Source organism: Flavobacterium taihuense (genome assembly GCF_019351435.1).
Lineage (GTDB): Bacteria > Bacteroidota > Bacteroidia > Flavobacteriales > Flavobacteriaceae > Flavobacterium > Flavobacterium taihuense.
Genome location: NZ_JAHWYN010000003.1, coordinates 389,194 through 411,773, shown reverse-complemented (window position 1 = coordinate 411,773; position 22,580 = coordinate 389,194). Strand labels below are relative to the sequence as shown.

21 protein-coding genes are annotated in these 22,580 nt (G+C 35.0%); 4 read left to right on the top strand and 17 right to left on the bottom strand.

Annotated elements, in window-relative coordinates:
• The first annotated feature begins 232 nt into the window (after positions 1-232).
• Positions 233-1,711 (top strand): amino acid permease, encoded by a 1,479-nt coding sequence (locus tag KZH69_RS05270; RefSeq protein WP_219316404.1) that lies wholly within the window; start codon positions 233-235, stop codon positions 1,709-1,711.
• 80 nt (positions 1,712-1,791) lie between these two features.
• Here KZH69_RS05270 and KZH69_RS05265 read toward each other — a convergent pair whose 3' ends face one another.
• From KZH69_RS05265 to KZH69_RS05245, 5 genes are all read right to left on the bottom strand, one after another.
• Positions 1,792-2,019, bottom strand: a complete 228-nt coding sequence (locus KZH69_RS05265; RefSeq protein ID WP_219316403.1) for a PspC domain-containing protein — start codon at positions 2,017-2,019, stop codon at positions 1,792-1,794.
• Between the two features lie 107 nt (positions 2,020-2,126).
• Positions 2,127-3,398 carry a DUF2851 family protein gene (locus KZH69_RS05260; protein WP_219316402.1) on the bottom strand — a complete coding sequence of 424 codons (1,272 nt, stop codon included), beginning with the start codon at positions 3,396-3,398 and terminating at the stop codon, positions 2,127-2,129.
• 172 nt (positions 3,399-3,570) lie between these two features.
• A complete protein-coding gene (locus KZH69_RS05255; RefSeq protein ID WP_219316401.1) occupies positions 3,571-4,053 on the bottom strand; it encodes a 3'-5' exonuclease in 483 nt (160 codons plus the stop codon).
• Positions 4,054-4,132: 79 nt separating this feature from the next.
• The gene (locus KZH69_RS05250) at positions 4,133-5,494 is read right to left on the bottom strand and encodes a pyridoxal-phosphate dependent enzyme (protein WP_219316400.1); all 1,362 of its coding nucleotides are present in this window, start codon (positions 5,492-5,494) and stop codon (positions 4,133-4,135) included.
• Between the two features lie 105 nt (positions 5,495-5,599).
• Positions 5,600-7,555: a putative porin gene (locus KZH69_RS05245; protein ID WP_219316399.1), complete on the bottom strand. Its 1,956-nt coding sequence runs from the start codon at positions 7,553-7,555 to the stop codon at positions 5,600-5,602.
• 381 nt (positions 7,556-7,936) lie between these two features.
• Here KZH69_RS05245 and rnhB point away from each other — a divergent pair, with 381 nt between their 5' ends.
• Positions 7,937-8,596 carry a ribonuclease HII gene (gene rnhB / locus KZH69_RS05240; RefSeq protein ID WP_219316398.1) on the top strand — a complete coding sequence of 220 codons (660 nt, stop codon included), beginning with the start codon at positions 7,937-7,939 and terminating at the stop codon, positions 8,594-8,596.
• Positions 8,597-8,606: 10 nt separating this feature from the next.
• On the opposite strand, the gene lipB is transcribed toward rnhB, so the two are convergent.
• Complete coding sequence (lipB, locus tag KZH69_RS05235; RefSeq protein ID WP_219316397.1) at positions 8,607-9,308, bottom strand: lipoyl(octanoyl) transferase LipB; 702 nt, start codon at positions 9,306-9,308, stop codon at positions 8,607-8,609.
• Between the two features lie 169 nt (positions 9,309-9,477).
• The gene (locus KZH69_RS05230; RefSeq protein ID WP_219316396.1) at positions 9,478-10,218 is read right to left on the bottom strand and encodes a hypothetical protein; all 741 of its coding nucleotides are present in this window, start codon (positions 10,216-10,218) and stop codon (positions 9,478-9,480) included.
• Positions 10,219-10,575: 357 nt separating this feature from the next.
• Here KZH69_RS05230 and lysS point away from each other — a divergent pair, with 357 nt between their 5' ends.
• The gene (gene lysS, locus KZH69_RS05225) at positions 10,576-12,273 is read left to right on the top strand and encodes a lysine--tRNA ligase (RefSeq protein ID WP_219316395.1); all 1,698 of its coding nucleotides are present in this window, start codon (positions 10,576-10,578) and stop codon (positions 12,271-12,273) included.
• A 125-nt stretch (positions 12,274-12,398) separates the two neighbouring features.
• Positions 12,399-12,635 carry a hypothetical protein gene (locus KZH69_RS05220; protein WP_219316394.1) on the top strand — a complete coding sequence of 79 codons (237 nt, stop codon included), beginning with the start codon at positions 12,399-12,401 and terminating at the stop codon, positions 12,633-12,635.
• Positions 12,636-12,705: 70 nt separating this feature from the next.
• Here KZH69_RS05220 and KZH69_RS05215 read toward each other — a convergent pair whose 3' ends face one another.
• The 10 genes from KZH69_RS05215 to KZH69_RS05170 all read right to left on the bottom strand — a co-directional run bounded on the left by KZH69_RS05215 (position 12,706) and on the right by KZH69_RS05170 (position 22,512).
• On the bottom strand, positions 12,706-13,980 hold the full coding sequence (locus KZH69_RS05215; RefSeq protein ID WP_219316393.1) for an alginate export family protein: 1,275 nt from the start codon (positions 13,978-13,980) through the stop codon (positions 12,706-12,708).
• A gap of 11 nt (positions 13,981-13,991) precedes the next feature.
• Entirely contained in the window at positions 13,992-14,633 is a 642-nt protein-coding gene (locus KZH69_RS05210) for an SCO family protein (protein ID WP_219316392.1), read from the bottom strand.
• Between the two features lie 127 nt (positions 14,634-14,760).
• On the bottom strand, positions 14,761-15,531 hold the full coding sequence (locus KZH69_RS05205; RefSeq protein WP_219316391.1) for a formylglycine-generating enzyme family protein: 771 nt from the start codon (positions 15,529-15,531) through the stop codon (positions 14,761-14,763).
• A 26-nt stretch (positions 15,532-15,557) separates the two neighbouring features.
• Entirely contained in the window at positions 15,558-15,935 is a 378-nt protein-coding gene (locus KZH69_RS05200) for a c-type cytochrome (protein ID WP_219316390.1), read from the bottom strand.
• 27 nt (positions 15,936-15,962) lie between these two features.
• Complete coding sequence (gene nirK, locus KZH69_RS05195; protein ID WP_439649425.1) at positions 15,963-17,384, bottom strand: copper-containing nitrite reductase; 1,422 nt, start codon at positions 17,382-17,384, stop codon at positions 15,963-15,965.
• Positions 17,385-17,550: 166 nt separating this feature from the next.
• Positions 17,551-17,793 carry a cytochrome C oxidase subunit IV family protein gene (locus tag KZH69_RS05190; protein ID WP_219316388.1) on the bottom strand — a complete coding sequence of 81 codons (243 nt, stop codon included), beginning with the start codon at positions 17,791-17,793 and terminating at the stop codon, positions 17,551-17,553.
• Between the two features lie 2 nt (positions 17,794-17,795).
• Positions 17,796-18,377, bottom strand: coding sequence for a cytochrome c oxidase subunit 3 (locus KZH69_RS05185; RefSeq protein WP_219316387.1), 582 nt, complete (start codon positions 18,375-18,377; stop codon positions 17,796-17,798).
• 279 nt (positions 18,378-18,656) lie between these two features.
• Positions 18,657-19,622 (bottom strand): DUF438 domain-containing protein, encoded by a 966-nt coding sequence (locus KZH69_RS05180; RefSeq protein ID WP_219316386.1) that lies wholly within the window; start codon positions 19,620-19,622, stop codon positions 18,657-18,659.
• Positions 19,623-19,858: 236 nt separating this feature from the next.
• Positions 19,859-21,634, bottom strand: a complete 1,776-nt coding sequence (locus KZH69_RS05175; protein ID WP_219316385.1) for a nitric oxide reductase activation protein NorD — start codon at positions 21,632-21,634, stop codon at positions 19,859-19,861.
• An 86-nt stretch (positions 21,635-21,720) separates the two neighbouring features.
• Positions 21,721-22,512 (bottom strand): CbbQ/NirQ/NorQ/GpvN family protein, encoded by a 792-nt coding sequence (locus KZH69_RS05170; RefSeq protein ID WP_219316384.1) that lies wholly within the window; start codon positions 22,510-22,512, stop codon positions 21,721-21,723.
• Positions 22,513-22,580 lie beyond the last annotated feature (68 nt).

Genomic DNA, 22,580 nt, shown 5'->3' with positions numbered 1-22,580 from the left:
GTAAAACATTTGAAATCTAAAAATATAAAAATTATTTACAAACAAATCCTTTTATAAGAAAAATATTAAATCATTTCGTTATCCAAATAAATCAAAACCTTCTCTTACTATTTTTTTGCTAGATAAAAAAACAGAATTCAACATTAAATTGTTAGTTAAGTGAAATTATAATTTTTATTTTTTATAAAAAACAATACATTTGGCGCTTAATAACATTTAAACCATAAAAACCATGTCTATTTGGAAAAGAAAACCATTAGCTCTACTATTAGCGGAGGCTGCGGACTCTGAAAAAGGATTAAAAAGAACGCTAACTGCCTGGTCTTTAATCGCATTAGGAATCGGTGCAATTATCGGTGCTGGATTATTCGTTAGAACAGCAACCGCTGCCGCCCAAAGTGCTGGACCATCTGTAACAATCGCATTTATTGTTGCCGCTGTTGGTTGTGCATTAGCGGGATTGTGTTATGCTGAGCTTTCTTCTTCTATTCCTATTTCCGGAAGCGCCTATACTTACACTTATGCTACTATGGGTGAATTTTTAGCTTGGATTATTGGTTGGGATTTAATTCTTGAATATGCAGTAGGTGCCGCAACAGTAGGTATTGCCTGGAGTGAATATTTAAACAACTTACTCACAAATGTGCTACACATAGATCCTATACCATTTGCACTATGTCACTCACCATTTCAAACATCAGCAACTGGCGAACATGGAATGATCAATTTACCTGCTCTGTTTATTGTAGCCGTTATCAGTTTATTATTGATAAAAGGAATACATGAGTCAGCAGTGGTAAATTCTATCATTGTTGTTGTTAAAGTTTTAATCGTAATACTAATTATTGTATTGGGGTGGCATTTCATTAATCCATCAAATCATACACCTTACATTCCCCCAACAGATGTTTTTGTTGATGAACACGGAGTAGGACATGCTTATGGAGGAATAATGGGAATATTAGGTGCTGCAGGTACTGTTTTTTTTGCATTCATCGGATTTGATGCTGTGAGTACTGCCGCACAAGAAACTATCAATCCTAAAAAGAATATGCCAATTGGTATTCTAGGATCTTTAGCAGTATGTACCGTTTTATATATTCTTTTTGGACATGTATTAACAGGTCTGGAACCAGTAGAATTCTTCAGAACAAGTGGAAAAGAAGCATCTGTTGCCAATGCAATTATACATGCTATGGGAGAGAGCTACAACTGGCTTGCACAGTTTGTCACTATTGCCATTTTAGCAGGATTTTCATCTGTTATTTTAGTAATGTTATTAGGACAATCAAGAGTTTTTTATTCTATGGGTAAAGATGGTTTACTACCAAAAGCATTTAGTGATTTACATTCAAAATACAAAACTCCATACAAAGCAAATCTTGCTATCTTGGTAATAGTTGGAGCTTTTGCTGCTTTTATTCCAGGTGATATTGTAGGAGACATGACCAGTATTGGTACTTTATTCGCTTTTGTTCTTGTATGTATTTCTGTAATTATCTTAAGAAAAAAGGAGCCAAATATGGTTCGAGAATTTAAAACTCCTCTAGTTCCTTTCGTACCTCTTTTAGGTGTATTTGTATGTTGCGCTATGATGTATGGCCTAGGTTGGACAAACTGGTTGAGACTTTTTGTCTGGATGGCTTTAGGTATTGTTTTCTATTTTGCATATGGCAAGAAAAACAGTGTATTGAACAAACCAAAAGAATAATTTCAATTCAACATAAAAAAAAAGGGATTTTAAAGCTTAACCACTTTAAAATTCCCTTTTTTTTATAATTTATATTTATTCTACAAATCAAAAACGGAAGTCCGCTTGGCTCTTACTAAATCCTTGAGCCGAATCCAGAAAGCCAATGTAAGATAAACACCAAATCCTAACCCCGCAGTTACAAACGAAATGTAGATAAAAAACAGTCTGACACTTGTCACACGCATACCCAATTTATCGGCCAAGCGAGAAGACACATGAAAACCATATTTTTCTAAAAAGAATTTCAAATGTATTACTGCTCGCATTTATTTCAGTTATGAGTTATGAGCAAAATTACAGAAACTTTTGATATCATCAATTATTAGACAAAAAAGTTCTTCAATAAATACCCTTTACGATTATTTCTTGGTCCTTAATTGTTCTTCAGTAATTCCATTCCAATCGCACAATGCAAACATTTATTCCTATTACAGTACTCATTTTTGAGCTGCAATAATGATTGAGTTTCAAATGCATTTTTAGCTTTTAATCCAAATGAACTAAATTTATCTACAATAGAATTCCTTTCAGGATCAACCTCGTTTAAAATAGCTACCAAATCCTCCGAAACTTCCTTTCCTTGACTTTTAGCATAGGCAAATTGAAGTGGAATAATCGTATTCAAAACAATCAAATCCATGAAAGATTTGCTCAAAGATTTCTTTTTCTTAGGACTTTCTTTATCAAATTGATAATGAGTTTTCCAATATGGAGCAACAGAAACATCAAAGATTTCATAAATAACCTTAACAGAATTCAAGTCACTTATCTTCGAAAATAGATTTTGTTGTTTGTGGTATAAATTGGCTAATTGGGAAAGTCGAATCGTGGGAAAATTATCAGGACGGTGTTTAAAAAACTGAACAGGTTCGACAAAGATTTTCCTAATTTGGTATTTATGAAGCAAATAAAAGTATCTAAATTTTAAATCTTTGAAATATTCATCCTCTTTCTCTGCATCCAATAATCCAGCAGAACCAAAAAGTAATGCTTCGAGATTCTCTACTTCAAAACATTCTTTACGAATCACAGAAAACGGAATAGATTGGGCTATTTTAAGAAATATTTCCCCGTTGGTATTCAAACCAAAATTCTTAGCCAAAAGACAAAACAAAACTGCTTCCCAATCATTATTAGTTGATTCTAACAACTCCAAAATAGGTTTTGCTTTCCTTTCCAAACGTTCAAAAAACAAACGCTCCTGCCAATTGATTAATGTAAATTGAGGAATTTCCTTTATTTGCTTTTCGCAAAAAATCCAAGATTTGGGAGTCAGCAACTTTTGATAATTGTTAACCGTTGCAGTACTAACATAATTTTTGAGCTCGAGAACAGGAATCTCGGTATTATTACTTCTGTAGATTTCGGAGTCGTGTTCCCAAACCACATGCAGAATCACATTTTCATAACCCGCATCTTTCTCATGATGGTGTATATACCAATCGGATGATTTAACATGAATTTCTACATTACCAGCCCACTTTTGATTTCCAATAGTAATTTGTGCATTGAAAAAATCCGGACCCGCCAATTCTAAATACTGTCCCACATTACTGATTGTGACTTCCTCTTTGTTACACGTTTTTAAATTTAATGTATCGAACTTTTTAAACTTCCAAAGGTAATGGAGAAAATCTTCTTTCATGTCTTTTTTAGATATTAGATGAAAAGATGAGAGATAATAGACTCATCCTAAAAGACTAAAGTACTAAAAAAAACAAACAACTTAACTTACAAAATTAAAAAAGGCAGATAATTCTACAATATCAAAAATCGAACTTATGCTAAAACTAATTATATCTTGTTATAGATTGAAATTATTTCAATAAATACAATTTAGCACAAGCTCTCGCATCTGACAAGGCTTCGTGATGATTCAGTTGAATTTTCATGGCTCTACAACAATCACTTAAAGTTGTCGGCTTTAACCCTTTCGATTTATATATTTTCACGGTGCATTCCCAACGAGAACCAATATTCAAATCCTCGTAGTCCAAACCATAAAGCGACATTGATTTAGACAAAACATTACGATCAAAGCTTTCATTATGTGCTACAACTACTCTGTTTTGCAATCTTTTTTGAATTTCAGGAAATACTTCTATAAACGTTTTGGCATTTGCGGTGTCTCTAGGATAAATTCCATGTACACGTATTGTGAAGGGATTGTATTCATTATTTGGCGGTTTGATTAAAGTCACAAACTCATCTACAATAACACCATTTTCAACGGTAACAATTCCAACGGAACAGGGATGATATGCCGTTGCAGTTTCAAAATCTATTGCGGTAAAGTTCAATTTGATTAATGATTTTAAATTCCTGATTATAAAAACAATTGGGTTTTTATGAAAATCACAAAACCCCAATCAAATAATTCTATTTCATAGACCCAATGATATCATATTTGGTAATGATATGGTGGTTTCCATTTCCTAAATCGACCAATACAGCCGCATTCTCTTTGGTAAACAATTTATAAAGTTCATCTATTGAAGTACCTAATTTTACAATCGGAAAAGGTTTCCCCATTACTTCTTTGATCGGTTTGTCAGCTACATTTTTATCGGCCACATAGCTTTGAAACAAATCACTTTCATCAACAGAACCTACAAAACCATTCACATCTATAACTGGAATTTGTGAAATTTTATATTTACGCATTCTTTCGATAGCGTGTGAAACCAATTCTTCGGTACGAACAATAACTAATGGCTTATCGATATGATCTTTGATCACATCTTCAGCTTTGGTCACATCATCTTCCAAGAATCCTCTTTCTCGCATCCAGTCATCATTGAACATTTTGCCCACATAACGACTTCCCGAATCATGAAACAAAACGACAACTACATCTTCTGGTTTGAAATGCTCTTTGAGTTGCAACAACCCTTTAATGGCAGCACCAGCTGAATTACCGACAAATATTCCTTCTTCAAGGGCTATTTTTCTAGTATAAACAGCAGCGTCTTTATCAGTTACTTTGGTAAATCCATCAATAAGTGAGAAGTCTACATTCTTTGGTAATATATCTTCGCCAATTCCTTCGGTAATATAGGAATAGATTTCATTTTCGTCAAAAATACCCGTTTCATGGTATTTTTTAAAGACAGAACCATAAGTATCAATTCCCCAGATTTTGATGTTTGGGTTTTTCTCTTTCAAGAATTTACCAACTCCCGAAATTGTCCCTCCTGTTCCTACTCCAACCACAAAATGAGTTATTTTCCCTTCAGTTTGTTTCCAAATTTCAGGTCCTGTTTGCTCATAATGTGCTAACGAATTTGATAAATTATCGTATTGATTTACATACCACGAGTTTGGTGTTTCTTCGGCCAATCTTTTGGAAACCGAATAATACGAACGAGGATCTGTTGGCTCCACATCGGTAGGACAAACCACTACTTTGGCACCTACTGCACGAAGAATATCCATTTTCTCTTTAGATTGCTTATCGGATATTACACAAATTAGTTTGTATCCTTTGATAATGGCAACCAGTGCCAATCCCATTCCTGTATTCCCTGAAGTGCCTTCAATTATGGTTCCACCTGGTTGCAAGCGCCCATCGGCTTCGGCATCTTCTATCATTTTTACAGCCATACGGTCTTTCACCGAATTACCTGGATTGAAAGTCTCTACTTTGGCCAAAACCAAAGCATCCACTTCTGCCGTTATTTTATTGAGCTTTACTAATGGGGTATTCCCAATAGTGCCTAATATATTTTCAGAGTATTCCATTTTGTCTTTTTTTTGGGATTATTTTCCAAATTACTCTTCGCATGCATCATTTGTATGCAAAAGTAAAATTAGTCATTCTTAAATTTTAAAGGACCAAGTTCTAAATTAATTGAAGAAATTCCAAACTAATCCGAAACGAATTAAGAAATCACGATACGGATAATCGGGTGCTGAAAAGTAATTGTTTTTTGAAAACAATGAATTGAAATGTTCCGCTTTTAAATAAACTCGAGTACGTTGAATTCTGGCATTTATAAAAAAATCAAGAAGCGGATAATTTCCAATCGTAGTTTGATTTTGGGTAAAAAACTCTCCAATCAAAGGATTGTAATTATCACTTTTATAACTTGTGAAATAATTCAACTCCACCCCTGTTTGGAAAAATAATTTTTTATCAAACATATAATCCGAGAAATAAAACGTGTTTCTAGTTACAAATTCCGGAACGTTCAAAATAGCCTCCGATTGATCCACTTTTTGGAACAACAAAGTATTATCTAATGCCCATTTGCCAAACACAAACTCTTTACCAACCTTAAGCGATGCATAATTAATTGCCTTACCATATTGAGCTGGTGCCACAATTTGCATGCTTTCTATTCTTTCATCATCTGTTGTAACATCAGCAAAATACAAATGATCGTTTATAGAATTCAACAGTAAAGATAGAGATACCCATTTAGTATCTGCATTGACACTGATAGCATTTATTTTTTCATTCACAAAATCATTCGACCAATTGTATTTTGTATAACTACTTTGATACAAATTATAATTATTATTTGGCAATTTATTCATGTTTTGATATCGAAATGAGATTTGATTCTCATCATTAATATCGTAGACCGCCGATACATCAAGGTTTGATAAATTTTGATCCGTTAGTGATTTTGAATATGAAAACTTTCCCTTCCATTTGTCCTTACGATAATTGTACTGCCCGCCCACAGTGTTTATGGTTTGGCTCAGCAAATTGGGAACGGTTTCTGTATCCAAATACAAAATATTGTTGTAGTAATAATTAGAGCGTAAATCATCTGCAAAAAAAGTAAAAGCGCCCAAAGTCGTGTTCTCATACACCAACCCCACTTTATTGTACATTTTATTGTATTTCGTCTCATCATTTAAACCACCTGTCACAAAAGATTCCCCATATCGAAATACTTGCTTTCCACCAACTATAGAAGGTATTGTTTGCTGGGTAAAATCAAAGTAAATATCTTCATAGTTAAATTGCTCGGTAACATATAAATTATTCCCGCCTTTTTTCGGGTTTATCCTAAAAGTTTGGTCAACAAAAAAACGTTTGCCTTTTAATACAGATTTAGCATCTTCAAAATAAACCCCCAATCGGGCTCTATTATCAAAAGAAGGATCACCATTTTCAAAATCAATTACATTACTGATACCTCCATTTTCCTCATTCTGAATTTTCTGAGCTACATAATGTGCATTGGCTACATAACGTCCATCTTTGGTGTTATAACTGGTAGTGAATCTAAAATTACCTGTTCTAGCTTCATGATTGATGTACCTACCTTCAGAGCGCAACGCTCTATAAGCGATAGAGAAATTAAGTCTTGGAGATGTATTTATCGCAAAATAGGAATCAGCCGATTGCCCCCTTTGTATCGTCGTTTTAAAATACAACTCGGTTACAGGACTTGCAACATTGGCATATTTAATCTCTTCGGCTTTGCTAAAATTAAATTGTTTTGCTGTAAAACCAAATCCAGGATAAGGCGAAAAACCATTCATCCCGTATTGCAGTGTATTATATGTTTGTCCCTCATTGGTAAAACTTAAAAGTCCAAAATTATCTTTTCGCAAATAATTAAAACCGTGTTCCTTTCTAATCGACTGTGTCGTATCAATATATGTAGTATCCCTTTCCAAAGAAATAAACTGATACAGATCTATAGTTGCCTCTGGCGCTTTTTTCTTCTTTATCGAATCCGAAGAATTGTATTTGCTGTTATAATCAATTTCTTTAGCACTATTAACTTGAGAAAACAGGAGTATTGGGAAGGCTAAACAAAATAACGAAAAGAAAATTCTCATTTGAAAAGGTTATAATTAGGCAATTATTTTACTGATATACCGAGCAAAGGTAAAGGATAAAAACGTATAAATAAAAAAACACTCCAATTTATAGAACAAACAACAAAACATAATTTAGTTACAAACCACAACTTATCTGTTCCAAATAATCAGGACGAGCCACCAGTAGAAAAAGGGGCTAACTCACAGTACCGTCGATTCGCCCCTTTTCCTACTGCTGTCGGGCTATACGCGCTACTTTGGTAGCTTGCTGCTATCCCTCTCGCGCTCGCAACAACATAATACAATCCCCACATCTTTTATTTTTCCGAAATCAATTTGTCACTCAAAAAAGAAAATCAAGAAAAAATCACAATATTTGCCACACGAAAATATTTCAATATGCTTCTTAATAATTTCTCCTCTTTCCAGCTCGAAACAGGCACCGATGAAGCGGGACGCGGTTGTCTTGCCGGCCCTGTTACCGCTGCAGCCGTAATTCTGCCAATTGATTTTAAAAATACAATCCTAAACGATAGCAAGCAACTGTCCGAAAAGGCGAGAGAAAAACTAAGACCAATAATCGAAGAACACGCCATTACATTCGCCGTAACCCATTTGCATCCGAATGAAATTGACGAAATCAATATCCTAAACGCTTCGATGAAAGGAATGCAGGAATGCATCTTGAAATTAACCCAAACTCCACAATTTATTATTGTTGACGGCAATAGAGCATTAAATGCCAAATTAGGTTTAAAAAATACTTTTGGAAAACAATTCTCTAAAGCTGAAATCGAATTATTAAAATCAATCCCAAATCAAAGCATCATAAAAGGAGATTCGAAATATTTAAGTATTGCTGCCGCATCAATATTAGCAAAAACGTATCGTGATGAATATATGGATAAAATTCACGAAGAATTCCCAATGTACAATTGGAAAAAAAACAAAGGCTATCCCACACAAGAACACCGCGACGCTATCCGAAAATATGGCACCACAAAATACCACAGAATGAGTTTTAAGTTGTTGCCAGAGCAACTAAAATTAGATATTTAGAATAATCAAACTATCGAACAACCGTGCATTCAAATAAATCAGAGAAATGTTTTAAGATTTTTTCTTTGACTTCTTGTTCATCCACTTTTTCTACACCAAGTTCTACATGAAGAGAAGTAACCGCTTTGCCACGGATTCCACAAGGAATGATATTGTCAAAATAACCCAAGTCGGCATTAACGTTTAGGGCAAAACCATGCATCGTTACCCAGCGGGAAGCACGAACTCCCATAGCACATATTTTTCGGGCGAAAGGTGTTCCCACTCCAAGCCAAACTCCGGTTTCGCCCTCGCTTCGTCCACATTCCAGACCGTATTCCTGCAAAGTCAGAATAATGGCTTCCTCCAGAAAACGCAAGTATTTATGAATATCCGAAAAGAAATTCTCCAAATCCAGAATAGGATAACCTACAATTTGTCCTGGTCCGTGATACGTAATATCACCACCACGATTGATTTTATAGAAAGTGGCACCTTTGGCTTCCAATTGTTTTTCGGATAAAAGCAAATTACTCAAATCACCGCTTTTCCCTAAAGTATAAACGTGAGGATGTTCTACAAACAAAAAATAATTAGGAGTTGGAATAGTAGTTTCCTCCCTCCTGTTTTGAATCTTCAAATCCACAATTTCCTTGAACAATTCTTCTTGGTATTCCCAAGTTGCTTTGTAATCTTTATTTCCTAAATCTTGAAGTTGGACTGTTTTGTTCATTTTTTTCCTGAGATGCTAAGAATCTAAGATTCTAAGATTTATTTTTGCAAATGTACAAATGTTTATGGCATCCTAACCAGTTTCCAAAACCTGTTTAGGTATAATATCTTCTATCTACTAAACAACAAAACACCTAACAGATTTTGGAGACCTGTTAGCGAAACGCGTTTTAATCTATAGCTTCGGGTTCCAAAACCACTTCAAGATTCGTGATTTCAGGATTTTGTTTACAATCGGTTATTATAAATTGCAACGATAGCGATTTACGGTCGACACTGATTTTAGCGAGTGGATTGGAAACCGATTGAATTTTTCGAGAAAAATGATAGTTCAACACATAATTCTGAACAAGTTTATTCCCTTTGTAATGGGTTTTGTATTTTTCGATTTTATCAAATTCTTTTTTTAATTGGATCGAATCGGTAATTTTAACGGTTCTGTTGAATCGGTTTCCAACATAATCGTAACTCACTTTATAATAATGTTCCTCGGCTGTCAAAGCGTAATTCTTTTTGATATTATCAGCATAATCTTCGACTTTATAAAGATCTACAATATCTGTCGCTTTTTTGAAGTTTTGAGACACTGTGGTTCGGAACTCTTTTTCGTAAGAACTTTTCTTGATGTGTACTTTCACATCGGAGTATCTGAAATATACATTTTGATCTTCCGTTGGAGTTCTGGCAAATGTCTCAGCGTATTTTTTTAAATAATCCGCGAATACATAAGTCGTGTCTTTGAAGATGTCTTCTTTTGAATATTCCTCTTTTGCCAATTGCATATAACTGTATTCGTCTCTTAGGTCGACTACTTCAATGCTTCCGCTACCATCGGGATTGAGATAAAGAGTTTCAGTAACTTGACAGCTTACCGTTAGGAGAATTAAGAGCAGGAAGAAATATCTTTTCATTTTTAAAGTTTTCTAAATTTTGAAAAGCGAAGTTATATAATTTTGTACGGATTTTATATTGTTTTTTTTTAATCGCGATCCCGATAATTATCGGGATTGTGGTTAAGGAAATAATGCACTATTATTAAATTCCAATGTAGCTTTGGTTAAGATCTCATGAAAAACAAAACTTGTAGAATAGCCCCGATAGCAGTGAAAATCCTTTTTATTTTTTCTTTAAAAATAAAAAGATTGAAACGGATAGCGGGAGAGATTGTCTTAAAAACACTGGAATTTTCTGCTCCAAAAAATCTAAAATCTGAATTCTGAATTCTGCAATCAATTTGTTATCTTTGCGCACTTAAAAAACAGTATATAATGGCCTTATCAGAACAAGAAATCATCCGAAGAGAAAAACTTCAATCATTGCGTAATTTAGGAATCAATCCTTATCCTGCTAATCTTTTTCCTGTAAATCATACTTCGAAGCAAATAAAGGAGTCTTTTGAAGAGGGCAAAAAAGTGATTGTTGCTGGACGTTTGATGAGTGTTAGAGATCAAGGAAAAGCTTGTTTTGCCGAATTGCAGGATAGCGAAGGACGTATTCAATTGTACGTGAACCGCGATGTTTTGTGTGAAGGCGATGATAAAATGCTATACAACCAAGTATTCAAAAAATTGACCGACTTGGGCGATTTTATTGGTATTGAAGGCGAATTGTTTACAACCAAAGTGGGTGCGCAATGTATTCGTGTGGATGGATTTACTTTCTTGAGTAAAACGTTGCGTCCGTTGCCATTGCCAAAAGTAGATGAGGACGGAAAAGTACACGACGCTTTTAACGATGCTGAATTGCGTTACAGAATGCGTTATGTGGATTTGACGGTGAACCAAAATGTGAAAGAGACGTTTATCAAGAGAACCAAGTTGTTCAACTCGATGCGTTCGTTCTTTAATGAAGCTGGATATCTTGAAGTTGAAACTCCTGTTTTGCAATCAATTCCTGGTGGTGCTGCAGCGAGACCTTTTATCACGCACCATAACTCGCTTGACATTCCTTTATACATGCGTATTGCGAATGAATTATACTTAAAAAGATTAATCGTAGGTGGTTTTGATGGAGTATATGAGTTTTCGAAAAACTTCCGTAACGAAGGAATGGACAGAACGCATAACCCGGAATTTACCGCGATGGAAATATATGTAGCCTACAAAGACTACAACTGGATGATGGAGTTTACTGAGCAATTACTGGAATATTGCGCTATTGGCGTTAATGGCTCTAGCGAAGCTACTTTTGGTGAACATAAAATCAATTTTAAAGCGCCTTATGCTCGCGTTACGATGACGGATTCTATCAAACATTTTACAGGTTTTGATATTTCTGGTAAGACGGAAGCGGAACTGTTCGAAGCTGCCAAAGGCATGGGAATTGACGTGGACAATACAATGGGTAAAGGAAAATTGATTGATGAGATTTTTGGAGCAAAATGTGAAGGAAATTATATTCAGCCAACATTCATTACTGATTATCCAAAGGAAATGTCCCCGCTTTGTAAAGAGCACCGTGACAATCCAGATTTGACAGAACGTTTTGAATTGATGGTTTGCGGTAAAGAAGTAGCGAATGCATACTCTGAATTGAATGACCCAATTGATCAAAGAGCCCGTTTTGAAGACCAAATGCGCTTAGCTGAAAAAGGAGATGATGAAGCTACAGGAACAATTGATGAGGATTTCTTGAGAGCATTAGAATACGGAATGCCACCAACTTCTGGTTTAGGAATTGGAATGGATCGTTTGATGATGTTCTTGACCAACAATGCCTCTATTCAAGAAGTGTTGTTTTTCCCTCAAATGCGTCCTGAGAAAAAACAGGTACAATTGGAAGAAGATGAAAAATTAATTGTTTCCATCTTGCAAGCTAACGCCAATGTTATGGAATTTGGTTTATTGAAAATCAAATCAGAATTAAGCGGAAAAAAATGGGACAAAGCCATGAAAAATCTTTCGGTTCTTGGAATGACAGAAGTTGTTGTTGATGGCGATGTAAAGGCTTGTCGATTGAAAGAGTAATTTATATTCTAAATATATTACAAAAGGAGTTTCAAATTGAAGCTCCTTTTTTTATGCAAAAACATCGAATTAAATTAAACAATCCATATTCGTTTTCGTAACTTTACTTGTTAAAACAACACGTTATGAACACTTTAGCATTAAAACAAAAAATAATTGATAAGTTGAAATCTGTCGATGATATTGACTTGTTAAAGCAAATTATCAATTTAATTCAATCATTAGATCCAAATGAGATTAAACATTTAAATGAAAATGAATTGGAAATGGCGAAAGAAATTGAAGATGACATGAAATTTGAAAATGAGATTTCAGAAGAGCGACTTGACAAAGAAGATTCAGAATGGATTACTGAACTGTAAAGTCCATAATTACAAAAACAAAAAAAGGAGCTTTTACCAAGCTCCTTTTTCATACAAGAAATTAACACCTTTATTTAAAAGAAAAAATTTGAGGGTTCACATTAACCATTACCCAAGCCCAATTATTGGTGTGATCAACATCACCACCTTTCAGCCTTTGCATGGTAACTGTTGCAAACATTTGAGAATAACCTCCTGTTATGTTTACAAATTTATGTACTGAATAGCCAAATGTAAAATCGACTTCCGTACCAAGATAGTTATTCATTTCATTTCCGCTAGCGTCTAAAACTGTATTAGCAGCATTAAAAACATGTGGCAATAAAGCAAACTGCCATTTATTCTCTGCATATCCAAATTTCAAAAAAGCGTCCTGCAACCCTACCGAATTTTTATGGTTTCCTACGTAGAAATAATCCATATATCCATTCAATCCGTGGTTGGTTCCAAAAATAGGATTGAATGATTTTATGTCGGTACTGGTATTAGCCTGACTTTTTCCCGATAAAAATTCATATCCAAGACCCGCTTTAAATTTATCCGTTAAAGCATAATTAAAATTTAAGGCTGTGTCAAAAGCACTTACAGTATAAGTCGAGCTTTTCCCTGTTTGTCCATAGAACCATAGATTTGCATCCCAATATTTTCCTTTGGTATTCATATAGGTTCCAAAAGTTTGCATATAATCTACTTTTAATTCAGGTGTTGGTGTTGGGATTGGAGCGACTAGTTTATTTTCGTAACCTGTGTTTAAAAATAGTAAACTCATATTTATTTTACCCAACTCAGTATGATACCAGGCATATTGCATCGCTTTGTAATTGGCTACAGTATAAGGTGTGGCAATATCCGTTTCGCCATTAGCATTATAGGCAATGGCCATATCTAGATGGTTTTTCCCATTTTTATAAGTCGCAGATAAAGCATCATGACTTTGTGCTTGTTGTGCCCAATCGACTTCTCCTAGAATACGTTGATTGTCATACGAAATCACTTGACGCCCTAAACGTGTGCTCCACTTTTCATTAAAATTGTATTGTGCCCAAGCCTCAAATATTTGAACCCCATTTGCATCCGATTTGGTAGTTGGCGCTACATCTCCCCAAACACGAACATTTTGCATTGTTAATTTGGTTACAAATTTATCTTGTTTAAAATTTAAGTTCAAACGCGTTCTTCCTGATATAAACTGACCTGGCGTTTCACCATGAGGAATTGGGGCTTTATAACCGTTTCTAAACTCGTAACGAGGCCTAATTTGTAAATTGGCATCAAACTCTTGAGCAAAAGTATTCATGCTGGCCATTAACACAACTGCCAGTGTCATTATTTTAAATAGCTTCATTTGGTGAAATTTTAGTTTAGTTTAACTGCTTCTTCAGTTATTTTTTTGATGGTTTCATCCGAGTTTACTCCTAGTCCTTCTTGTTGATAAGCCAATTCCCCTTCGGCATTAAAAACGCTTATAATATTGGAATGTGAAAATTCCAGCGGCGCAATTTTCTTGTAATTGACAGCCAAAACTGCTGCAAATTCTCGGGTATTTTCTTCTGTAGATCTCAGGAATTCCCATTGGTCGCCATCCATTTTATTGGCAATAGCAAACTCCTTTAAACGTTTTGGCGTATCCACTTCGGGATCAATACTCACTAACACCAATTTCACATGTTCCTTGATATTGTCAGGCAAACGCGATTCGATATTACGCATATCTGCCACCAAACGAGGACAAGCCGATTTGCAAGAAGTATAAATCATTACCATTACAAGCACCTTCCCTCTCAAATCTTTAATTTCGACATTCTGTCCGTTTTGATTGGTCCATTTGGAAGGCAAATTATAAATAGACAAATCCGAAATAGGTTTGTCTTTATCTACAACATCTTTTTTATTACAGCTCTGGGACGCAAAAATAAGTATTAAGATGGGCAAAACAAATAAATAAGACCATCCTTTTTTTAGAATTTCTTTTTGGTTTTGGGTTAACTTTAGTTTCATATATGTAAATTTTATTTGTCAGTTGTCATATATGTTATCGCCTTTTTATTCTTTGGTGTTTGCATACGCAAACTTATTGTTAATGGCGATTTCATTTTATTTGGTTTTGGTTGACTCTCGAAAGCAACTATTTATCACTAGCACATCGAAAACCTAAATTTTTTGTAGTATAATTGGCTTTTAGGCTACCTCTAAAAGCGTAGCGCATAAAAGCGGCATAATTCATTAAATCAGTTGCATTTACTGATCCGCTTCCGCAAAAGAGATTCTTATCGGTGTCTTTATCTTTTCTGGATTCGCCCGAAAGAAAAATGCTATTGAAGTCTGCTGTCCATTCCCAGACCAAACCGTGCATATCATAGACACCCCAATAGTTTTTGAAGGTTTGTCCAACAGGATTCGAATAGGTTTTTGGTTTTTCGTACCAAGATAAAATGTATCTATTGAACTCTTCTTTGGTACGGGCATCAGATCGTTTTTCATCGGCCATAGCTACATATTCCCACTCGTCCATTGTAGGTAAACGTTTTCCTTGGCATTCACAATATTTTTTGGCAGCAAACCAGGAAACATTGGTTATGGGTGCATTGCTTAGATTATTTTTTCCGTAACTAAAGTCACTTTCCCATTGTGTTAGATAACTTTTATCGGCATATAATCCTTTCATTTTCGAACGACTGTAATCTGGATATTTTTTAACAAAAGCAAGATATTGCGCATTTGTAACAGGATAGACATCCATACTAAATGAAGCTACTCTGACTGGTTTTTTGGTAGTAGCTCCATAAAGGGGGACAAAAGTTCCCCCTTTTATGGGTACCATTTTAACTTCTTGAGCAAAAAGAGTAACGCAAATCAACAATAAAAAGAAGGTTATTATTTTTTTTAGTGGAAACATTGAGGCACTTTTTGCTTTAGTAATTATTATTTTCTTTGTGCTTTAACCATCGCTACTGTCACTGATTTTTTGCTATTCCCCCAACTGGCATATACATAAGTAAGTACATCTGCAATTTGTTGGTCACTCAAAGCTTGAGGAGGCATAGCTCCAGTAAATTTCTTTCCATTTACAGTGATTGTACCATTAGACCCTTTAATTACTTGTTTAATGGCACGATTCACATCGGCATTCAAATAATCCGATTTTGCCAATGGAGGAAAAGCGCCTGGAATTCCTGCTCCAGTAGCTTGATGACAAGCAATACAGGTTTTGGTATAAACCCCTTTCCCTTTGGTCGCATCTTGACTAAAGCCTTTCAAGCTTAATCCAATCAACGCTATTCCTAAAATGTAATTTTTCATGACTTATAAATATTTAAAATTATGTTTTTATTTTCTTTGCGCTTTTACCATTGCTGGCGTAACTACTGTTTTATTATTGCCCCAACTGCTGTAAACATAAGTTAGAACATCAGCAATTTCATCATCTGAGAGATTTTGGCTTGGCATTACACTATTAATTTTCTTGCCATTTACAGTAATCTCACCGCTTAATCCTCTTATTACTGCTTGAATAGCACGTTTTGGATCAGCATTCAAATAATCTGATTTTGCCAATGGAGGAAATGCATTTGGCACCCCTTGCCCTTCGGACTGGTGACATGCAAAACAAGTTGTTCCAAAGATTGCTTTTCCAGATTTAATTTGTTCGGGAAGTGTTTTAGCTACAGTTGATTTGGTCACTTTTTCCCCTTCAGGCATATTTTGAATATTTCCACCTTCTGGTAAATATATACCTTCTTGAGTAGTTCCTGAATAAATTTTCTTGTTTTCTTCTCCAGTTACTTTCAGCATTCCTAAAGCTCCTTTATTAAAAGCTCTGAAAATAGAGTGATCTACCAAAATAAAGGTCCCTGGCACATCAACTTTAAACTCTACTATGGCAGAACCTCCTGCTGGAATCAATGTTGTTTGAACATTTGTGTTAATAGCATCGCCTCCTTCAATATGAACTTTATCAAAAATTTCACCAATTACGTGGAATGAAGAAAGTAAGTTTGGCCCACCATTACCCATATAGAGACGAACGGTTTCTCCAACTTTGGCAGTAAGCGCATTATCTCCCGCTATACTCCCTACTTTACCATTAAAAACTACATAATCTGGTTCCTCCTTCAATGCTTTGTTCATATCAAAAGGTTGAATACCTTGTTCTCCATAGCTTCCTTTAGTATAAAAATCGCCTTGCATCACATAGAATTCTTTGTCAACTGGTGGTAAGCCTCCTTCTGGTTCTACTAAAATCAACCCGTACATTCCGTTTGCGATGTGCATCCCAACAGGTGCTGTTGCGCAGTGGTACACATACAACCCTGGATTTAAAACTTTGAAATTAAATACTTTTTCGTGTCCAGGTGCTACGATTGAAGATGCAGCTCCACCTCCTTGCCCTGTTACGGCATGCAAATCGATATTGTGAGGTAATTTATTATCGGGATGGTTTTTTAAGTGAAATTCTATTTCGTCACCCACTCTCGTTCTTATAAAACTTCCAGGTACTGATCCTCCAAATGTCCAATAGATGTATTTAGTCCCATCAACCATTTCTCCTTCTTGCTCTTTGATTTCCATATTAACAACCAATCGCATGGCAGGTCTGTCACCTACTGGTTTTGGAACCATCGGGGGAGCTGTCAGCTCAGCTTCTTTTTGTCCTTCGACTTTTATTTTTTCGTAATAATCAACGTCATGCTTTTCTTCTTTTTTGTCACAGGAAAAGAAACAGGCGGATGCAAATAATGTAAAAAACATAACTTTATAAAGCTTGCTACAATGGAATAATACTTTCATAATTGTTCTTTTTAAAAAGTGGTTTTATATTAAGGATAATTTTATCTTTTATTGTGAAGTAAAATTAAAATATGACTTTCAAAAAAATAATGATAAATATCATGTTTTTAACTTTTATTTAAGGTTTTTATTTTAAACCAACAATCAAAACTAAAAGCAACACTAAAGTCAGTATTATACTGGTTTTCCAAAACAGATGTGCTTTTTTTAATTCCATAAATTGGAAGGCGACCAATAAAAATTTAAAAGCTGCCAGAACCATAATCAAAGGGCCTACAAAGGTAGAAACCGCAAATGCATCAGCAATATAAGCTGTTGTAAATGTGAATAATATCAGTAAAACAAATGTTAAATTTAGTGGTTTTTTCATTATTAAAAAAATAAATAAAGCGTAGGAAATAAAAGTAACCAAATCAAATCGCACATATGCCAAAAAGCAGCACAGGCTTCAATGTCTTCAATAGTAGTATCTGAATTTTTCTTTTTCATTCCGTAATTTGTCCAAGCCAAAATCACCAATCCCATAATCACGTGAATGACGTGAAATCCTGTTAACAGCCAATAAAAAGTGTAAAACATATTGGTGTCCAATGAAATTCCACCTTCTATTTTATGGTAATATTCTACACTTTTGAGTGCCAAGAATAAAAATCCACCTAGCATAGCCAACTTAAAGAATACCGACGATTTTTGAACTTCATTTTTCTTAAACAAATGCACTGCATTGGCCATAAAAAAACCGCTAGTCAATAAAAAAATAGTATTTGTTGCTCCGAAAGCGGTATTCAATTCCAATCTGGATTGGTGAAAAACAGTAGCATTTTCAATTCCGTAATACACAAACGCAACTAATGCCATTCCGAAAGTAATTAGTTCGAGAAAAATGATAATCCACATAAGGATTCCCCCCGGCGGATAATAAATGCTTTTGCAATTTATTTTTAGAGTGTCCATTTTATTTTAGATTTTATATTGCAGATTTTAGATATTGAAAACTGGAGTTAATTATTTCTTCTTTTTTAATAATTGCAAAAAAGCAAAATCTTTCCTTTTAGCCCTGATTACTTCACTATACTTTTATTTTTATTGGAGTTCAGTGAACTTCGTTCGCAGTGTAAGTCCTCTTGTGCCGGGGTTCGGCATAAAAGATTATAACGAAAAGCAGGAAACATAGTACCTAAAAAGTCTTTTCTTATCGCTCTAAATTCTGAAATCTGCAACCTTAATTCTTTTTTACTCCCAATCCAACAACCTTTTTTCTCCCTCAATTTTCTTGATATCTGTAATATCCTGAGACATTTCGATTACGCCTTTGTAATTTTTATTGGCATCCCTTACGGCGAAATAGCGGATATAAATCAATCGGTCTTTATAATTAATCCAAAACGATGATTCATTCTGAGTTCCTTTTCTGAATTCATCAAGGATTTTTAGAACCGTTCCCACGCTTTTTGGAGGATGGCAAAACTTCACTTCACGGCCAATGATTCCGGCACTTCTAGGAAATACGCGCTCTTCGCCCCTGTTGTAGAAAATTACTTTATCATTTTCGTCAACATAAGTCAAATCCAACGGCATCGTTCTGAAAAGCAAATTCACTTGCTCCACTGTCATATATCCTTCATCAAAATGCGAAGTATTTTCCAACGAAAAAGGCATTTCCCTGATGGTAAAATCTTCGCTCGGATGCACATATTCCACTATTGGAAAAGGCGGTGGGGTTTGCAATAACATCCAGCCAATTTCTTCCTCGCCTTTACGCATTTCGATCCAATCACTTTCGGTAAGGATGTCCAATGCGTTTGGGAACAAGACGTTTTCTTCGACTCCCATCAATCGATAAATTCCATCTACCAGAAAAGGAGTATTGGTTTCAATTCTTTCGGGGTTATTCATTTTGAGATAATATTGAATCAAACGAAATTGCTCTCTCAAATTATCATGAAACGACCACATTCCCTGTGAAGGTCCTACCCAACCTTTTTTTTCCAAAAAAGGAAAAAGCTGATTTTCTTTGCGGGCAAAACGCTTTTCAATCGTAAGCAATTGATGGAATATGTTGGTGTATTTTGGTAAATCTCTTGAAGGATTTACAGCTACAATTTCTTCCAAAAGGGAAGTTATTAATTCTTTTTCCTGAAAGTAAATCCAAACTGGATGACCTTCTTGTAATTCTGGTGTATGAACTGTTTCTGTCATTTCAATTAAATTTTAAAACCATTAAAGGATTTTTTTTAACCATTAAAAAATTAAGAAAATTAAGCTTTATGGGGATGTTTTTTATAACCATATAAGTCATAAAAGCTTTTTAAGTTTAACTTATATGGACTAATATTTCTTATATGTTTAAAATATTTACGCTTCAAGATTCTATTTTCATAACTTAATCTTTCTTAATTTCTTAATGGTTCAACAAAAAAATGGTTATTGTATTCTTATTTTTGGTGTTTTATCTTTTCATATAATTTCACTAAAGATTGCAACAGCTCGACAGGAGTCGTTAAAATTTGATAGTGATTTTGGCCAAACATTTGTGGCAAATAATATTTGGCTTCAGCTTCAATAGCTAATGCGTAGGAATTTATATTTTTCGAATTGAGTTCTCGAAGGGCTTGTTTTACGTCATTGATTCCATATTTGCCTTCGTATTTATCATAATCATTAGGTTTACCGTCAGAAATCAGGATTACCCATTTGTTTTTTGTGCTTCGTTTGTCGAGGCGAGCTCCTGCGTGTCGCAAAGCGGCTCCTATTCGGGTATAACCGCTTGGTTCTACAGCTCCCACTTTATGTTTGGCAACATTCCAATTTTCATCAAAATCTTTCACGGTCAGGTAAGTCGAATAATTTCTGGTTTTGGAGTAAAAACTGTCTATCGAAAAATCAATATTGAATTCATTTAAAATCTCTCCAAACAAAATTGAAACTTCCTTCTCCACATCAATCACCCTGTTTCCAGCGGCGTATCCGTCACTGGAAAGGCTTATATCTAATAGAATCAGAATCGACAAATCCTTTTCTTTTTTTCGATTTGAAACATAGATTTTATCCGAAGGCGTTCTTCGAGAATGCACATCAACATACAAATCGGTGATGGCGTCAATATCAAATTCATCTCCCTGCGTTTGACGTTTTTGCTGTTGCATTTTGTTATTGACATTGGTCAACATTTTGCGCAAGCCCATTAAAGTAGAAGCATTCTTTACCAATGTCTTTTTGTAATAATCGCTATCCGTTTTTAACTGTGATTTTGGATATACTTTACAAAAATTTTCTTTGTAACAGTTTTTACTAAAATCCCATTCATTATAGGAATGATGAAATCCTTTTGCGTCCACGGAAGCACTTTCGGAAATAGTTGTGTTTTCTATAAAATCTGCCTGATAAACAGAATGCGAGGTATCATCAACGCGAACGGTGTATTTCATATTCAACTCTTCCAAAGCATCCTGATGATCTTCGAGTTCATCCGAACCATCAAAATCACGCCAGTTTCCGTTGAATTCTTCTGCAGTTTCCACTTTTTCAAAATTATGTAGCATTACATAATCTTCTTGCTGTTTTTTATCGAGTTCTACCGTGATGACTTCCTCAACCGCTTTAGCTTTGAGCGTAGTCAAAGGCTGAATCTCATTTGGTTTTTTTGTCTTATCCGAAAAATTTTGAAGTACATCTTCTTTGCCTGTTTCCACTTCATTTTTCATCCATTTACCAAATAGCCAAGAAAAGTCGGGTTCCTTTTTAGCATCGGCTTCTTGGATAAAATGATTCTTGGCATTCACCAAAAACTGTTCATCGATTGAAAATTCTTTAAACAAAATGGTAAGAACCGCATCGGATGTTTCCAATGCTTTTTGTTGTGAAAGGGACAACTCTGGTTCGATTTCTTCGGCTGTCCAATTGTAATTTAATCGCTGTTGCACGGTTAGGTACAACATTCTAAAATGATAAAAAGTAAGATTCTCTTCCAGCGTAGGGAATTCAGCAAACGAGATTGGGAGAAAAAAATTATTGTTTTTATAACCTCCTTCCCTTTCGGCAGGAAATATTTCGATTGGATTTCCTGTCAAAGCACGAGCCATAATGGTCAAGCGGGATTTTATCTCAGCAAGCGTTACTGTTCTGGCTTCAGTTTCGGGATTTGTTTTTTTTCTGCTTTTTAAATGCTTGAAAAACTTCCCAACTAAGTATTCATCTATCTCGAAACCCATAATTTTTCAGTTTGCAGTTTTCAGATTTCAGATTTCAGTCTCAGTGCCAACTGATAACTGCAAACTGACAACTGATACCTTTTTTCTTAAATCATCAAATTGCACAAATCTTTCAGTGCTTCCAATGTTTGCAAATCATCTGTCAGCGGTTCTACAACGGCCACGTGAACGGCCAATCGTTTTGGTAATCCGCTGTGGATGATTTTTGCGGCATCGACCAACAATCGTGTTGAAACGGTTTCAGTCAAACCTAATTCAGTTAAATTTCTAATTTTGTTACCGATGGCAACTAGTTTCTTGGCGGTATCATTATCAATATTGGTTTCGCTAACCAAAATTTTAGTTTCAATTTTCGGCTCTGGATAATCAAAGGAAACTGCAATAAATCGCTGACGTGTGGATGGTTTTAGTTCTTTGAATCCTCTTTGATAACCGGGATTAAAAGAAGCTACTAGCATAAAATCATCGTGCGCTTTAATGGTTTCTCCCAATTTGTCTATAAAAAGTACACGACGGTGATCGGTTAGGGAATGAATCGCCACAATTACATCGGGACGGGCTTCAGCAACCTCATCCAAATAAATAATCGCCCCTTCTTTTACAGCAGTGGTCAAAGGACCATCTAGCCAAACCGTTTCGGCTCCTTTGATAATGAATCGCCCAATTAAATCGGTTGAAGAAGTTTCTTCATGACAACTGATAGTAATGAGTTTTTTATCCAATTGATGCGCCATATATTCAACGAAACGAGATTTCCCTGTTCCAGTTGGGCCTTTCAGTAAAAAAGGAATTTTATTTTTATAGGAATGTTCAAAGACTTCTACTTCTTTGCCTACGGTGTGGTAATAAGGTGTGGGTATTAAAGTATCTACTAACATATTTTTTGGTTTTTTTTTGAAAAAACCGAAACGTAAAACAATCGTTTTTATGGAAATGGAAATTCAAA

Bases quoted from the DNA above. Each gene is read 5' to 3' on its own strand.
- nirK (WP_439649425.1), bottom strand. From the start codon at position 17,384: ATGTTTTTTACATTATTTGCATCCGCCTGTTTCTTTTCCTGTGACAAA.
- KZH69_RS05205 (WP_219316391.1), bottom strand. From the start codon at position 15,531: ATGTTTCCACTAAAAAAAATAATAACCTTCTTTTTATTGTTGATTTGC.
- lipB (WP_219316397.1), bottom strand. From the start codon at position 9,308: ATGAACAAAACAGTCCAACTTCAAGATTTAGGAAATAAAGATTACAAA.
- KZH69_RS05260 (WP_219316402.1), bottom strand. From the start codon at position 3,398: ATGAAAGAAGATTTTCTCCATTACCTTTGGAAGTTTAAAAAGTTCGAT.
- KZH69_RS05270 (WP_219316404.1), top strand. From the start codon at position 233: ATGTCTATTTGGAAAAGAAAACCATTAGCTCTACTATTAGCGGAGGCT.
- KZH69_RS05215 (WP_219316393.1), bottom strand. From the start codon at position 13,980: ATGAAGCTATTTAAAATAATGACACTGGCAGTTGTGTTAATGGCCAGC.
- KZH69_RS05250 (WP_219316400.1), bottom strand. From the start codon at position 5,494: ATGGAATACTCTGAAAATATATTAGGCACTATTGGGAATACCCCATTA.
- KZH69_RS05220 (WP_219316394.1), top strand. From the start codon at position 12,399: ATGAACACTTTAGCATTAAAACAAAAAATAATTGATAAGTTGAAATCT.
- KZH69_RS05190 (WP_219316388.1), bottom strand. From the start codon at position 17,793: ATGAAAAAACCACTAAATTTAACATTTGTTTTACTGATATTATTCACA.
- rnhB (WP_219316398.1), top strand. From the start codon at position 7,937: ATGCTTCTTAATAATTTCTCCTCTTTCCAGCTCGAAACAGGCACCGAT.
- KZH69_RS05210 (WP_219316392.1), bottom strand. From the start codon at position 14,633: ATGAAACTAAAGTTAACCCAAAACCAAAAAGAAATTCTAAAAAAAGGA.
- KZH69_RS05265 (WP_219316403.1), bottom strand. From the start codon at position 2,019: ATGCGAGCAGTAATACATTTGAAATTCTTTTTAGAAAAATATGGTTTT.
- KZH69_RS05200 (WP_219316390.1), bottom strand. From the start codon at position 15,935: ATGAAAAATTACATTTTAGGAATAGCGTTGATTGGATTAAGCTTGAAA.
- KZH69_RS05180 (WP_219316386.1), bottom strand. From the start codon at position 19,622: ATGACAGAAACAGTTCATACACCAGAATTACAAGAAGGTCATCCAGTT.
- lysS (WP_219316395.1), top strand. From the start codon at position 10,576: ATGGCCTTATCAGAACAAGAAATCATCCGAAGAGAAAAACTTCAATCA.
- KZH69_RS05175 (WP_219316385.1), bottom strand. From the start codon at position 21,634: ATGGGTTTCGAGATAGATGAATACTTAGTTGGGAAGTTTTTCAAGCAT.
- KZH69_RS05245 (WP_219316399.1), bottom strand. From the start codon at position 7,555: ATGAGAATTTTCTTTTCGTTATTTTGTTTAGCCTTCCCAATACTCCTG.
- KZH69_RS05170 (WP_219316384.1), bottom strand. From the start codon at position 22,512: ATGTTAGTAGATACTTTAATACCCACACCTTATTACCACACCGTAGGC.
- KZH69_RS05185 (WP_219316387.1), bottom strand. From the start codon at position 18,377: ATGGACACTCTAAAAATAAATTGCAAAAGCATTTATTATCCGCCGGGG.
- KZH69_RS05230 (WP_219316396.1), bottom strand. From the start codon at position 10,218: ATGAAAAGATATTTCTTCCTGCTCTTAATTCTCCTAACGGTAAGCTGT.